The 13727-nt window shown below is 70.0% G+C and carries 8 protein-coding genes and 1 pseudogene; 5 read left to right on the top strand and 4 right to left on the bottom strand.

All coding sequences use genetic code 11. The features are described 5' to 3' along the window. Positions 1–45: 45 nt before the first annotated feature. Together IPZ69_RS05760 and IPZ69_RS05755 are read right to left on the bottom strand one after the other, a co-directional pair. On the bottom strand, positions 46–840 hold the full coding sequence (locus IPZ69_RS05760) for an MIP/aquaporin family protein (RefSeq protein WP_235452856.1): 795 nt from the start codon (positions 838–840) through the stop codon (positions 46–48). 353 nt (positions 841–1193) lie between these two features. After that, positions 1194–1958 (bottom strand): IclR family transcriptional regulator, encoded by a 765-nt coding sequence (locus IPZ69_RS05755; protein ID WP_235452854.1) that lies wholly within the window; start codon positions 1956–1958, stop codon positions 1194–1196. A 276-nt stretch (positions 1959–2234) separates the two neighbouring features. Here IPZ69_RS05755 and metH point away from each other — a divergent pair, with 276 nt between their 5' ends. The 4 genes from metH to IPZ69_RS05735 all read left to right on the top strand — a co-directional run bounded on the left by metH (position 2235) and on the right by IPZ69_RS05735 (position 11333). Further along, the gene (metH, locus tag IPZ69_RS05750; RefSeq protein ID WP_235452852.1) at positions 2235–5750 is read left to right on the top strand and encodes a methionine synthase; all 3516 of its coding nucleotides are present in this window, start codon (positions 2235–2237) and stop codon (positions 5748–5750) included. A gap of 1149 nt (positions 5751–6899) precedes the next feature. Then, entirely contained in the window at positions 6900–7601 is a 702-nt protein-coding gene (locus tag IPZ69_RS05745) for an HAD family hydrolase (protein ID WP_235452850.1), read from the top strand. A 422-nt stretch (positions 7602–8023) separates the two neighbouring features. Then, positions 8024–9628 (top strand): ABC transporter substrate-binding protein, encoded by a 1605-nt coding sequence (locus tag IPZ69_RS05740; protein WP_235452848.1) that lies wholly within the window; start codon positions 8024–8026, stop codon positions 9626–9628. A gap of 124 nt (positions 9629–9752) precedes the next feature. After that, a complete protein-coding gene (locus tag IPZ69_RS05735) occupies positions 9753–11333 on the top strand; it encodes an ABC transporter substrate-binding protein (RefSeq protein ID WP_235452846.1) in 1581 nt (526 codons plus the stop codon). 98 nt (positions 11334–11431) lie between these two features. Here the strand turns inward: IPZ69_RS05735 and IPZ69_RS05730 are convergent, their stop codons facing one another. Both IPZ69_RS05730 and IPZ69_RS05725 read right to left on the bottom strand, forming a co-directional pair. Beyond that, positions 11432–12103: a response regulator gene (locus tag IPZ69_RS05730; protein ID WP_020141342.1), complete on the bottom strand. Its 672-nt coding sequence runs from the start codon at positions 12101–12103 to the stop codon at positions 11432–11434. A 14-nt stretch (positions 12104–12117) separates the two neighbouring features. Further along, positions 12118–13122 carry a RecB family exonuclease gene (locus IPZ69_RS05725; RefSeq protein ID WP_235452843.1) on the bottom strand — a complete coding sequence of 335 codons (1005 nt, stop codon included), beginning with the start codon at positions 13120–13122 and terminating at the stop codon, positions 12118–12120. A 175-nt stretch (positions 13123–13297) separates the two neighbouring features. Between IPZ69_RS05725 and IPZ69_RS05720 the strand changes: the two are divergent. Further along, a pseudogene (locus tag IPZ69_RS05720) lies at positions 13298–13727 on the top strand (hypothetical protein); the annotation flags it as partial.

Here is a 13727-nt window from a genome sequence, read left to right as displayed (position 1 = left end):
CGCGTGCTGTGAAGCTCGGTACTCGAAGACGAGGCTCGGGGCTCTTTAAGCAAAGGCGACGTTGTAGATGCCCGCAGCGATCGCCGCGCCGATCAGAGGACCGACAACCGGGATCCAGGCGTAGCCCCAGTCGGAGCCGCCCTTGTTGGGCAGGGGCAGGAGAGCGTGCACGAGGCGCGGACCGAGGTCACGGGCCGGGTTGATCGCGTAGCCGGTCGGGCCACCGAGGGACAGACCGATGCCGACGACCACGAAGGAGGTGATCAGGGCGCCCAGGGTGCCGAGGCCGTTGCCCTTGTCGTTGAGGCCCTGCGTGAGCACGGCGAGGACGAGGACGATCGTTCCGATGATCTCCGTGGCGAGGTTCTGCACCGCGTTCCGGATCTCAGGACCGGTGGAGAAGATACCCAGGACCGGGCCGGCGCCCTTCTCCTGGGCCTCGACGGCCTTGGCTGCCGTGGCCTGCGCACCCGGGCCGCCGACGATTTCCTTGTCGGTGAGGTGCGCCTGGAACTGGCCGTAGTAGGCCACCCAGACCAGGGTCGCGCCGATCATGGCGCCCAGCAGCTGGCCGCCCCAGTAGGTGGGGAGGTTGCTGTAGTCGTGGTCCTTGATCGCGAGTGCGAGGGTCACGGCCGGGTTGAGGTGGGCACCGGAGAGCGGTGCCGAGGTGTAGACCGCCGTCAGGACGGCGAAACCCCACCCGAAGGTGATGGCGAGCCAACCGGCGTTTCGGGCCTTTGAGGCCTTGAGCGTCACGGCGGCGCAGACGCCTCCGCCGAGCAGGATGAGTATGGCGGTACCGATGGTCTCGCCGATGAAGATGTCGGAGCTGGACACCCGCGACTCCTTTGCCTTACGTCCAGGGAAGCCGAACCCCGGGTCCCGCCGGGGATCTGGCGCCCTCGGGGGTGAGAGCGATGAGCTGGCCCTTGGCGTTGTCACACCTTAGCGCGTATTGCCGGTAGGTGTTCGACAATGCCGACCGATGGACGGGAGTCTTGCTCCGGCGTTACACCTGCGTCAAGAGTTCTGTTATCGAAAACGCGATCGTTATTGATCGCCCTTCGCTATTGATCTTCACGCACGAGACGTAGGCATTGGTCCGTTATGTCCATTTCAGGGTATGGCGATGGCCGGAACGCCGTCCAGCGTCCCGGTTCTCTCTCGTTCCCTCGTGGCCCCGCGGGGCCCTAGAAGCGGCCGCCGCCCAGGTCGCGCGACACCGCGCGGGCGCAGTCCCGCACCGCCGCGATCAGTTCGGGGCGCAGCTCGCCGTCCCGGCGCAGTCGTTCCACGGCGCCGGTGATGCCGACCGCGCCCACGGGCATGCGCCGCCGGTCGTGCACGGGCGCGGCGATGGAGGCCACGCCCTCCCACGTCTCCTCGACGTCCGCCGCGTAGCCACGCGCGCGTGTCATGTCGAGAACGTGCTCGAAGTCGTCCAGGTCGCACACCGTACGGTCCGTGAACGCCTTGCGGTCGGCCTCCAGGACCTCGCTGTGCGCCACCGGGTCGTACGCCGACAGCACCTTGCCCAGGGCCGTCGAGTGCAGTGGCTGCATGGCCCCGATCTCCAGGACCTGCCGGCTGTCGTCGGGCCGGAAGACGTGATGGACGATCAGCACGCCCTGCTGGTGCAGCACGCCCAGATGGACGCTCTCCCCGCTGGAGCGGGCCAGATCGTCGGTCCACACCAGGGCGCGGGCCCGCAGCTCGTGCACGTCCAGATAGGTCGTGCCCAGGCGCAGCAGTTCGGCGCCCAGCTGATAGCGGCCGGAGGCCTCGTCCTGTTCCACGAAGCCCTCCTGCTGGAGGGTGCGGAGGATGCCGTGGGCCGTGCCCTTGGCGAGGCTCAGCGACGAGGCGATGTCCGAGAGGCCGAGCCGTCGCTCGCCGCCCGCGAGCAGCCGCAGCATCGCCGCCGCCCTTTCGAGCGACTGGATGTTCCGTGCCATCGCCGTACTGCCTCCGTCTCCGTCGGACTCCGACAGTGTCGTCGACACCGTTCGGCAATGTCGAACACTACCGGTCCATGTCGACGTCCCGCCAATGTTCGGTCGACGCTTGTTACGTCACACGTGGCCTGCGCGTGGCACGGCCGCCACACCCGTCCGCCTCGTGGACGCCCTGCCCATCCAATCCCACTCCCGGCTACTCTGGCGCCGTGCGGCTTCCCCGACCCGATGGGGAGACCGCATAGCCGACAGCCGTCGCACTCCAGGGAGCCCTTCATGGCCTCGTTGCCGCCGTCCCCTTCCGCCGACAGCCGGACCCGCGCGTCCGCCCTCCGAGAGGCGCTCGCCACCCGAGTGGTGGTCGCCGACGGAGCGATGGGCACCATGCTCCAGGCACAGGACCCCACCCTCGACGACTTCGAGCATCTTGAGGGATGCAACGAGATCCTCAACCTCACCCGCCCCGACATCGTGCGCTCCGTCCACGAGGCGTACTTCTCCGTGGGCGTCGACTGCGTCGAGACCAACACCTTCGGCGCCAACCACTCCGCCCTCGGCGAGTACGACATCGCCCACCGCGTGTACGAGCTGTCCGAGTCCGGCGCCCGCGTGGCCCGTGAGGCGGCCGACGCCTTCACCGCCCGGGACGGGCGCCAGCGCTGGGTCCTCGGCTCCATGGGCCCCGGCACCAAGCTGCCCACCCTGGGCCACGCCCCGTACACCACCCTGCGCGACGCCTACCAGCGCAACGCCGAGGGACTCGTCGCGGGCGGCGCCGACGCGCTGCTCGTGGAGACCACCCAGGACCTGCTGCAGACCAAGGCCTCCGTCCTCGGCGCCCGCCGCGCCCTGACGGCCCTGGGCCTGGACCTGCCGGTGATCGTGTCCGTGACCGTCGAGACGACCGGCACCATGCTGCTCGGCTCGGAGATCGGCGCCGCGCTCACCGCGCTGGAGCCGCTCGGCATCGACATGATCGGCCTGAACTGCGCCACCGGCCCGGCCGAGATGAGCGAGCACCTGCGCTACCTCGCCCGCACCGCGCGCATCCCGCTGTCCTGCATGCCCAACGCGGGCCTGCCGGTCCTCGGCAAGGACGGCGCCCACTACCCGCTGACCGCGCCGGAGCTCGCCGACGCCCAGGAGACCTTCGTCCGCGAGTACGGCCTCTCCCTGGTCGGCGGCTGCTGCGGCACCACCCCCGAGCACCTGCGCCAGGTCGTCGAGCGCGTCCAGGGCCTCACCCCGCCCGAGCGCCGGCCCCGGCCCGAGCCGGGTGCCGCCTCCCTCTACCAGACCGTGCCCTTCCGCCAGGACACCTCCTACCTGGCCATCGGCGAGCGCACCAACGCCAACGGCTCCAAGAAGTTCCGCGAGGCCATGCTGGAGGCCCGCTGGGACGACTGCGTGGAGATGGCCCGCGAGCAGATCCGCGAGGGCGCGCACCTGCTCGACCTGTGCGTGGACTACGTCGGCCGCGACGGCGTCGCCGACATGGAGGAACTCGCCGGCCGCTTCGCCACCGCCTCCACCCTGCCGATCGTCCTCGACTCCACCGAGGTCGACGTCATCGAGGCGGGCCTGCAGAAGCTCGGCGGCCGCGCGGTCATCAACTCGGTGAACTACGAGGACGGCGACGGACCCGAGTCCCGTTTCGCCAAGGTCACCCGGTTGGCGCAGGAGCACGGCGCCGCTCTGATCGCGCTCACCATCGACGAGGAGGGCCAGGCCCGCACCCCGGAGAAGAAGGTCGACATCGCCGAACGGCTGATCGCCGACCTGACCGGGAACTGGGGCATCCGTGAGGAGGACATCCTCGTCGACACCCTGACCTTCACCATCTGCACCGGTCAGGAGGAGTCCCGCAAGGACGGCATCGCCACCATCGAGGCGATCCGCGAGCTCAAGCGCCGCCACCCCGACGTCCAGACCACACTGGGCCTGTCGAACATCTCCTTCGGCCTGAACCCGGCCGCCCGCATCCTGCTCAACTCCGTCTTCCTCGACGAGTGCGTCAAGGCGGGCCTGGACTCGGCGATCGTGCACGCGTCGAAGATCCTGCCGATCGCCCGCTTCGACGAGGAGCAGGTGCGTACGGCCCTCGACCTGGTCTACGACCGCCGCGCCGAGGGCTACGACCCGCTCCAGAAGCTGATGACGCTGTTCGAGGGCGCCACGGCGAAGTCGCTCAAGGCCGGCAAGGCCGAGGAACTGGCCGCCCTCCCGCTGGAGGAGCGCCTCAAGCGGCGCATCATCGACGGCGAGCGCAACGGCCTGGAGGCCGACCTCGGCCAGGCCCTTGAGACCCGCCCGGCCCTCGACATCGTCAACGACACCCTGCTGGACGGCATGAAGGTCGTCGGCGAACTGTTCGGCTCCGGACAGATGCAGCTACCCTTCGTGCTCCAGTCGGCCGAGGTCATGAAGACGGCGGTCGCCTACCTCGAACCGCACATGGAGAAGTCGGACGCCGAGGGCAAGGGCACCATCGTGCTCGCCACCGTGCGCGGCGACGTGCACGACATCGGCAAGAACCTCGTCGACATCATCCTGTCCAACAACGGCTACAACGTCGTCAACCTCGGCATCAAGCAGCCGGTCTCCGCGATCCTGGAGGCGGCCGAGGAGCACCGGGCCGACGTCATCGGCATGTCCGGGCTCCTGGTCAAGTCCACGGTGATCATGAAGGAGAACCTGGAGGAGCTGAACCAGCGCGGACTCGCCGCCAACTACCCCGTCATCCTGGGCGGCGCCGCCCTGACCCGGGCGTACGTCGAACAGGACCTGTACGAGCTGTACGAGGGCGAGGTGCGCTACGCCCGCGACGCCTTCGAGGGCCTGCGGCTGATGGACGCGCTCATCGGCGTCAAGCGGGGCGTGCCCGGGGCGGCGCTGCCCGAGCTCAAGCAGCGCCGGGTCCGCGCGGCGGGCACGGTCGAGGTCGAGGAGCGCCCGGAGGAGGGGCACGTCCGCTCGGACGTCGCCACCGACAACCCGGTGCCCACCGCGCCCTTCTGGGACACCCGGATCGTCAAGGGCATCCAGCTCAAGGAGTACGCGAGCTGGCTGGACGAGGGCGCGCTGTTCAAGGGCCAGTGGGGTCTGAAGCAGGCCCGCGCCGGGGACGGACCGACGTACGAGGAACTCGTCGAGACCGAGGGCCGCCCGCGCCTGCGCGGACTGCTGGACCGGCTCCAGACGGACAACCTGCTCGAAGCGGCCGTGGTCTACGGCTACTTCCCGTGCGTGTCCAAGGACGACGACCTGATCATCCTGGACGAGCGCGGCAACGAGCGCACCCGCTTCACCTTCCCGCGCCAGCGCCGCGGCCGCCGCCTCTGCCTGGCCGACTTCTTCCGTCCGGAGGAGTCGGGGGAGACGGACGTCGTCGGCCTCCAGGTCGTCACGGTCGGCTCCCGGATCGGCGAGGAGACCGCGCGGCTGTTCGAGGCGGACTCCTACCGGGACTATCTCGAACTCCACGGTCTGTCCGTGCAGTTGGCCGAGGCGCTGGCCGAGTACTGGCACGCCCGCGTCCGCGCCGAGCTGGGCTTCGGCGGCGAGGACCCGGCCGACATGGAGGACATGTTCGCCCTCAAGTACCGGGGCGCCCGTTTCTCCCTCGGCTACGGCGCCTGCCCCAACCTGGAGGACCGCACCAAGATCGCCGAACTCCTCCAGCCGGACCGCATCGGCGTCCACCTCTCGGAGGAGTTCCAGCTCCACCCCGAACAGTCCACGGACGCGATCGTGATCCACCACCCGGAGGCAAAGTACTTCAACGCCCGCTGACCCCTCCGGGGGTTCGGCCGGGACACGACGCACGCCCGCTGCTCCGGAGGCCGCCGACGGCGTTGGGGTGAGCCGGGGCGCCCCCGCGGGCTCCTCCGGTGGCTTGATCGGGGTTGGCGTGGCGCGGCTCTGCCGGGCGGTGCCGTCGGTGGGGCCCGTGCCGGGGCGTTGCGAGGCTTGGGCCGGGGTGTCCCGGTGGCCTCCTCCGGTGGCTCGACCGGGTCTCGACGTAGCGCCGCTCCGCTGCCGATCCCCTCTGGGGGCTCGGCGTGCTGCCGCCTTGCCCGGCGGGCTCCGCATACGGCGATCGGGGCGGGGCGCGCTCGGGGAGGCCCTGGGCCATTCGGGGTGCCCCCGCGGATCACGGGACCCCGTGGCATCCCTCGGCGACGCGGCGTCGACCGGAGCAGCGTGTCTGCCCAGGGCACGAGCGCAAGCAACCTCAGCCCGGCCGCTGCCCCGCACCGGCGCACGCCAAAACGGCACCCTTCCCGCCCAAGGCCCCCAGCGCCAGGGCGTAATCGCCACAGGCGAGAGAAACCGGCCGCGCGGGGAGTGCGGGGGTGCCCCCGCGGCCTCCTCCGGGGTTTGGCCGGGGGCTCGGCGCGCTGCCGCGGATACGCCGGGCCGCGTACCGCGCGGCCGAGCGGCGCGTCTCGGTGCGGGTCTTCCGTATGCCCGCCGGCTGGGCGCAACGTCCCACAGGCGCGTTCCGCAGAGTGGCTCGTGCGGGCGGTCCGGTGGGGTGTGTTCCCCGGGTGTCTCGCCCGGCCGCTGCCGCACTCGGCGTCGCAGGCAGGCGCTGGCCGGTTTCCGGGGCGTCGGTGCGCTCGGGAAGGCCCGCCGGGGCAGCCGCGCGGGCGTGTCGGACGTAGGGGGCGTTCCGTCGGTCTCTCGGCCGCCCCGTTCGGACACCCGGGCGCGGGGTTCCTCGGGGTGTCGGCCGCCCGGCCGAACGGCATCCCTCCGCCCCTTCGCGGGCACGCGGCAGTGGCTCCCGGCCTGGTCGCGGGGTGTTTGGGGGATACCCGCGCGCCCTAGTCATAAACAAGGCGTTTCGCCAGGAGGAGTCGTACACTGGTCGATCCACAGCAGGCCGGTTCCCCGTGCGGGAACCGGCCTGGTCGTCCCTCATGGAGGTGCGCCAGGATGACCAGCACGGTCCCCGCGCTCGGAACCCGTACGGCGGAAGGCTCAGCCCTGCAGGCCGTGCTGCTCGACATGGACGGCACCCTGGTGGACACCGAGGGCTTCTGGTGGGACGTCGAGGTGGAGGTCTTCGGCGGCCTCGGCCACGCCCTCGACGACTCCTGGCGGCACGTCGTCGTCGGCGGCCCCATGACCCGCAGCGCCGGCTTCCTCATCGAGGCCACCGGCGCCGACATCACCCTCGCCGAACTCACGGTCCTGCTCAACGACGGCTTCGAGGACCGCATCGACCGCACCCTGCCCCTGATGCCCGGCGCCGCCAGACTCCTCGCCGAGCTCTACGAGCACGAGATCCCCACCGCCCTGGTCTCGGCCTCCCACCGCCGCATCATCGACCGCGTCCTGACCTCCCTGGGCCCCCAGCACTTCGCCCTGTCCATCGCCGGCGACGAGGTGTCCCGTACCAAGCCGTACCCGGATCCGTACCTGCTCGCCGCCGCCGGACTCGGCGTGGATCCGGCCAGATGCGCGGTCGTCGAGGACACCGCGACCGGTGTCGCCGCGGCCGAGGCGGCGGGTTGCCAGGTCGTCGCGGTACCGTCCGTGGCACCGATCGCCCCGGCCGCCCGCCGTACCGTCGTGACCTCTCTGGAACAGGTCGACCTGCCATTTCTGCACAGTCTGATGACAGAAATGCTCTAGACCTTCACCCAGCGTGCAAATTTCCTCGGGTAAAATCTCTCCATGGTGCGCCGCGCGGAATTCCGACCGGTCGACCTGGCCGAATTCCACTGTCGCTGAACCCAGTTGAGAGTGTGACGTTCCCCACTCCCTGGGGGGTCGACATCGATGTCGACCTGTGCTGCCCACCCCTGTTCGGGGGGAAGGCGCGTGCCCTTGTGTCCCGATTGGTGGAACGCTGTACTAATCCTGCCTCTGTCGGGTTTTCGGTGTGTCCGCGCCCGGTTTCGCTGCGTGATGGGAACTCAACTCCGGCGGCTGTGAACCCTCGTGCGGGCGCGGACTAATCTCATGGCGAGAACATCGCCGTTACCCCCGTGATCCGCCGCGACACCCCTGCATGCCGGGTACACGGACCGAAACAGCTCTGGAGAACTTCGAGCATGAACCGCAAGACTTTGGTGCTGCCGGCCGTGGTCGGCCTGCTTGCGCCGGTTCTCGCCGCGTGCGGTGGATCCGACAGCGAGGCCAAGAGCGGTGACGCGATCGTCGTCGGCACCACCGACCGGTTCACGGCCACCAAGGACACCCCGGCCCCGCTCGACCCCGCCTACGCCTACGACGTCGGCACCTGGAACATCCTGCGCCAGACCGTGCAGACCCTGATGATCCAGCCCAAGGGCGAGGGCGACCCGGTGCCCGAGGCCGCCGAGAGCTGCGGCTTCACCGACAGCGGCAACGAGCGTTACGCCTGCAAGCTGCGCGACGGCCTGAAGTTCGCCAACGGCGACGCCATCACGGCCGAGGACGTGAAGTTCTCCATCGAGCGCGCCCTGCACCTCAAGGCCGACTCGGGCGTGTTCGCGCTGCTCTCCACCATCGACACCGTCGAGACCCAGGGCGACCGCGAGGTGATCTTCCACCTCAAGACCGCCGACGCCACGTTCCCGTACAAGCTGTCCACCCCGGTCGCGGGCATCGTCAACCCCAGCGACTACGCCAAGGACAAGCTGCGCGACGGCTTCGACGTCGACGGCTCCGGCCCCTACACCCTGACGACCGATGTCCAGGACAACGCCCTCGTCGGCGCCACCTTCAGCAAGAACCCCAACTACAAGGGGAGCCTGAAGGTGAGCAACGACAAGGTTGTCATGCGCACCTTCAAGGATGCGGACGCCATGGGCACCGCCATCGACAAGGGCGACATCGACGTCATGACCCGCGCCATGTCGCCGGCCCAGATCCGCAAGCTCGACGCCGGCACCGACAAGAACGTCGAGCTGGTCGAGATGCCCGGCCTGGAAATCCGCTTCCTGGGCTTCAACACCAACGCGACGACCGTGAAGTCCAAGGCCGTCCGCCAGGCGATGGCGCAGGTCATCAACCGCGGCGAGCTCGTCTCCAAGGTGTACGGCTCCGAGGCCGAGCCGCTGTACTCACTGGTCCCGGCGACCCTCACCGGTCACTCCAACTCGTTCTTCAACAAGTACGGGGAGCCGAGCGTCGTCAAGGCCAAGACGCTGCTGCAGAAGGCCGGCGTCACCACCCCGGTGAAGCTGACTCTGCACTACACGACGGACCACTACGGCCCCGCCACCAAGGACGAGTTCGAGGTCCTGCAGAAGCAGCTCAACAACAGCGGTCTGTTCGACGTCACCGTCAAGGGCACGCCCTGGGACGCCTACCGGCCCGCCGAGCAGAAGGGCCAGTTCGACGTCTACGGCATGGGTTGGTTCCCCGACTTCCCGGACGCCGACAACTTCCTCGCGCCGTTCCTGGACAAGGACAACACCATCGGCTCGCCGTACGCCAACGCCGACGTCCGCAACACCCTGATCCCGGACTCCCGTCGCGAGGCCGACCGTCTCACCGCCTCCAAGGCCCTGACGGACATCCAGGACATCGTGGCCGATGACGTCCCCGTGCTGCCGCTGTGGCAGGGCAAGCAGTACGTCGCCGCCCGGAACGACGTCACGGGCACCTCGTACGCCCTCAACTCCTCGTCGACGCTCCAGCTGTGGGAGCTCGGCCGCGGCGCCAGCGGCTGACGGTCTCTCAAGTCCCGGTCGCCGAACGGCCGCTCGTCGGCAGGCGGTAAGGTAATCGGGTTTGTGCCTCGGGGCCCGGGACCCGGCCCCGGGGCGACGAGAACCGAAGACAAGGCACACGTACGTGAATTTGCGCAACCAGTGGCCAGTCCTGCCGATCATGGCGGGGCTGGCCTCCGGCCTGTTGACCGGCTGCGGCTCGGAGACCGGTGATTCCGGGGGTACCGGCTCCTCCGTGGTGATGGGGATGTCGGACGAAGTCCAGGCCACGGACCCCGCCTCCGGTTACGACCCCGGGTCCTGGCTGTTGTTCAACAACGTCTTCCAGTCGCTGCTGAGCTTCCCCAAGGGCGCCACCGAGCCCCAGCCCGACGCGGCCAAGGAATGCTCCTTCACCGACAGCCGGGCCAAGGTCTACCGCTGCACCCTCAAGGACGGCCTCCAGTTCAGCAACGGTGACGAGCTCACCTCGCAGGACGTGAAGTTCTCCTTCGACCGGCTGCTGAAGATCAACGACCCCGCCGGTCCCGCGATCATGTTCCCGCTGCTCGACAAGGTCGAGGCACCGGACGCGAAGACCGTCGTCTTCCACCTGAAGGGCTCCGACGCCACCTTCCCCAGCAAGATCGCCTCCGGTGCCGGCTCCATCGTCGACCACCGGCAGTACGACGCGAAGGGACTGCGCAGGGACCACCAGGCCGTCGGCTCCGGCCCCTACAAGCTGGACTCCCTGGACGAGGACCAGGCCGTCTTCTCCGTCAACTCCCAGTACAAGGGCACCGCCGAGGTCAAGAACGACGGGGTCACCCTCAAGTTCTTCCACGGCGACCGGGCCACCCTGAAGAAGGCCCTGCTCGACGGAGACATCGACATCGCCTACCGCGGTCTCGCCGCGACGGACATCGCCGACATCGACAAGCAGGACGGCAGCCAGGGCATCGACGTCATCGAGGGCACCAGCGCCGAGGTCCAGCACCTGGTCTTCAACATGCACGACCCGGTCGCCGGAAAGCTCGGCGTCCGCAAGGCCATGGCCTACCTGATCGACCGCGAAGCCCTGCTGAAGAACGTCTACCAGGGCACCGCCGCCCCGCTGTACTCGATCATCCCGGCGGGCATCGCGGGCCACAACACGGCCTTCTTCGACACCTACGGCGCCCGCCCCTCCAAGGAGCAGGCCGCCCAGGCGCTGCACGCCGACGGCATCACCGGCAAGGTGAAGCTCACCCTCTGGTCCACGCCGTCCCGCTACGGCCCCGCCACCGGCCAGGAGCTGAAGGCCATCGCCGCCCAGCTCAACAGCAGCGGCCTGTTCGACACCGACGTCAAGTCGGTCGCGTACGACCAGTACGAGAAGGACATCGCCAAGGGCAAGTACGGCGTGTACGTGCGGGGCTGGGTGCCCGACTACCCGGACGCCGACAACTTCACGGCCCCCTTCTTCGGCAAGGGCAACGTGCTGGGCAACAACTACAGCAACGCCACCATCACCGGCTCCCTCCTGCCGCGCACGGCCGCCCAGAGCGACCGCTCCGCGACCGACAAGGAGTTCGGCCGGCTCCAGGACATCGTCGCCGACGACGTCCCCCTGCTGCCGGTCTGGCAGGCCAAGCAGTACGCGGTCGTGCGCGACGGCGTCTACGGCCTGGAGTACTGCCTCGACGCCTCGACCGTCTTCCGCTTCTGGGAACTCAGCAAGAGCTGACGGCGGTTCCACGGACACGCAAAGGGCGCCCCTTCCCAGCGGGAGGGGGCGCCCTCGTCGTCTCGACAGCTTCTTGCGTACCGCCTGCTGCGTACCGCCTACTGCGCGCCGGGGCGCACCAGCCCGCTCTCGTACGCGTAGACCGCGGCCTGCACACGGTCCCGAAGGCCCAGCTTGGTGAGCACATGGCCGACGTGCGTCTTGACGGTGGTCTCGCTGACGAACAGATCCGCGGCGATCTCGGCGTTCGACAGCCCGCGCGCCACCAGCTTCAGCACCTCGACCTCGCGGTCGGTCAGCGTGTGCAGCGTGTCCGGCACCGGCTCGTCGCCCGAGGGCAGGTGCGTCGCGTACTTGTCGAGCAGCCGGCGCGTGATGCTCGGCGCCAGCATCGCCTCACCCGCGGCCACCACCCGGATCGCCTGCACGAGCTCGTTGGCCGGCGCGTCCTTCAGCAGGAACCCGCTCGCCCCCGCCCGCAGCGCCTCCACCACGTACTCGTCCAGGTCGAAGGTGGTCAGCACCAGCACCTTCGCCGGACCGTCCCGCCCCGGACCGGTGATCTGCCGGGTCGCCTCCACACCGTCCATCCGCGGCATACGGATGTCCATCAGAACCACATCGGGCTGCAGGGCGCGCACCTGGTCGAGGGCCTGGAGGCCGTCTCCGGCCTCGCCGACGACCGCGATGTCCTGCTCGGCCTCCAGGATCATGCGGAAGCCCGTGCGCAGCAGCGGCTGGTCGTCGACCAGTAGGACGCGGATGGCCACGTAAGTCTCCTTCGCTAGTCCGGCCCCATTCTGCCCTGCGCCGGACCTGCCGGGTCGGCCGCCCTCACCGGCAGCGGATAGGGCGGGGGAGTACCGCCGAACTCCGGGCAGTGCGCCTGGTGATCGCACCAGCCGCACAGCTTCGTCGGCCGGGGCCGCCACTCGCCGGACTCCGTCGCCTGCCGGATCGCCTCCCACAGCGCCAGCAGCTTGCGCTCGACGCGCTCCAGGTCGGCGGGGACCGGGTCGTACGTCAGCACGTCACCGCTGCCGAGGTAGACGAGCTGGAGCCGGCGCGGGATCACGTTCTTCAGCCGCCACACGACGAGGGCGTAGAACTTCATCTGGAACAGCGCGCCCTCGGCGTACTCCGGCCTGGGCGCCTTGCCGGTCTTGTAGTCGACGATCCGCACCTCGCCGGTCGGTGCCACGTCCACCCGGTCGATGATCCCGCGCAGCCGCAGCCCCGAATCCAGCTCGGCCTCGACGAACAGCTCCCGCTCGGCGGGCTCCAGCCGCGTCGGATCCTCCAGCGTGAACCAGCGCTCGACCAGTTGCTCCGCCTCGCCCAGCCAGCGCGCCAGCCGCTCGCCCTCCGGATCGTCCGCGAACAGCTCGACGACCTCGGGCCTGGTCTCCCGCAGCCGGTCCCACTGCCCTGGGATCAGCGACTTGGCCCGGGGCGCGGTCCGCTCGCCGGCGGGCGCGTCGAAGAGCCGCTCCAGGACCGCGTGCACCAGGGTGCCCCGGGTCGCCGCCTCGCTCGGCTTCTCCGGCAGCCGGTCGATCACCCGGAACCGGTACAGCAACGGGCACTGCATGAAGTCGCTCGCGCGCGAGGGCGAGAGGGAGGCGGGCGCGGCGGCGGGCCGCCCGGTGCCCGCCGGCGCCCCGACCGCCGATTCCGTCGATTCCGTCGATTCCGTCGTCCTCGCCGTCGGCACCGCCCTGACCGGCGGATCCGCGTCCCCGCCCGCGCCGGGCCCGGCCTCGGCGGTGCCCTCGATGCTGCTGTCCATGACCACAGACCATACGGCCCGCCACTGACAGTGACCCAGTCGCGGGCCGTGTGACCGCGCTACGGCAGGGCAAACACAGGGGGTGCCGGGGCGGAACACGTCACGACGGCCGCATACCATCGACCCAGACCCCTTCGCCCGGCTGGTGCGGAGGACGATCGAACGAGGGGAAACCGTGGACGTGAGCGGCGGGAGCGGGCAGCCGCGGTCCGGCAACGACAGGCCGGCCGAGCACTCCGCGAATCCTACGGCCCCGGCCACCGAACACCCCGGGCCGCCCCTTCGCGAGGCCTCCGACCGGGCCGCGGACGCACAGGCCCCGGCCCCGGGCGCGGGCACCTCGCCTTCCGCCGCCACCAGCGACGTCCCCGGACCGCCCTCGCCTTCCGAGACGGAAACGCACGAGGCGGCGCAGGCGCACGACGCGGCGAAGCCGCACGACGCGCACGACCCGGTGGACGCGCACGACGAGGCCGTCAGGCCCGCCGAGCACGACGACAACGCCCCCCACCGTCCGGACGCGGACGAGGCCGCGGACGCCGACAGGGCCACGGCCTCCGACACCGACGGCGAGCCCGAGCCCGCCGGCAAGCCCGAGCCCGCCG

Source organism: Streptomyces olivochromogenes (genome assembly GCF_021538895.1).
Taxonomy (GTDB): Bacteria; Actinomycetota; Actinomycetes; order Streptomycetales; family Streptomycetaceae; genus Streptomyces; species Streptomyces olivochromogenes_A.
Note: the sequence above shows the minus strand (reverse complement) of the source record. Positions and strands in the feature narration are given on the sequence as shown.

What these genes read in the sequence shown, in the direction of transcription:
- IPZ69_RS05755 (WP_235452854.1), bottom strand. Translation starts at nt 1,958, where the DNA reads ATGGCACGGAACATCCAGTCGCTCGAAAGGGCGGCGGCGATGCTGCGG.
- metH (WP_235452852.1), top strand. Translation starts at nt 2,235, where the DNA reads ATGGCCTCGTTGCCGCCGTCCCCTTCCGCCGACAGCCGGACCCGCGCG.
- IPZ69_RS05745 (WP_235452850.1), top strand. Translation starts at nt 6,900, where the DNA reads ATGACCAGCACGGTCCCCGCGCTCGGAACCCGTACGGCGGAAGGCTCA.
- IPZ69_RS05740 (WP_235452848.1), top strand. Translation starts at nt 8,024, where the DNA reads ATGAACCGCAAGACTTTGGTGCTGCCGGCCGTGGTCGGCCTGCTTGCG.
- IPZ69_RS05725 (WP_235452843.1), bottom strand. Translation starts at nt 13,122, where the DNA reads ATGGACAGCAGCATCGAGGGCACCGCCGAGGCCGGGCCCGGCGCGGGC.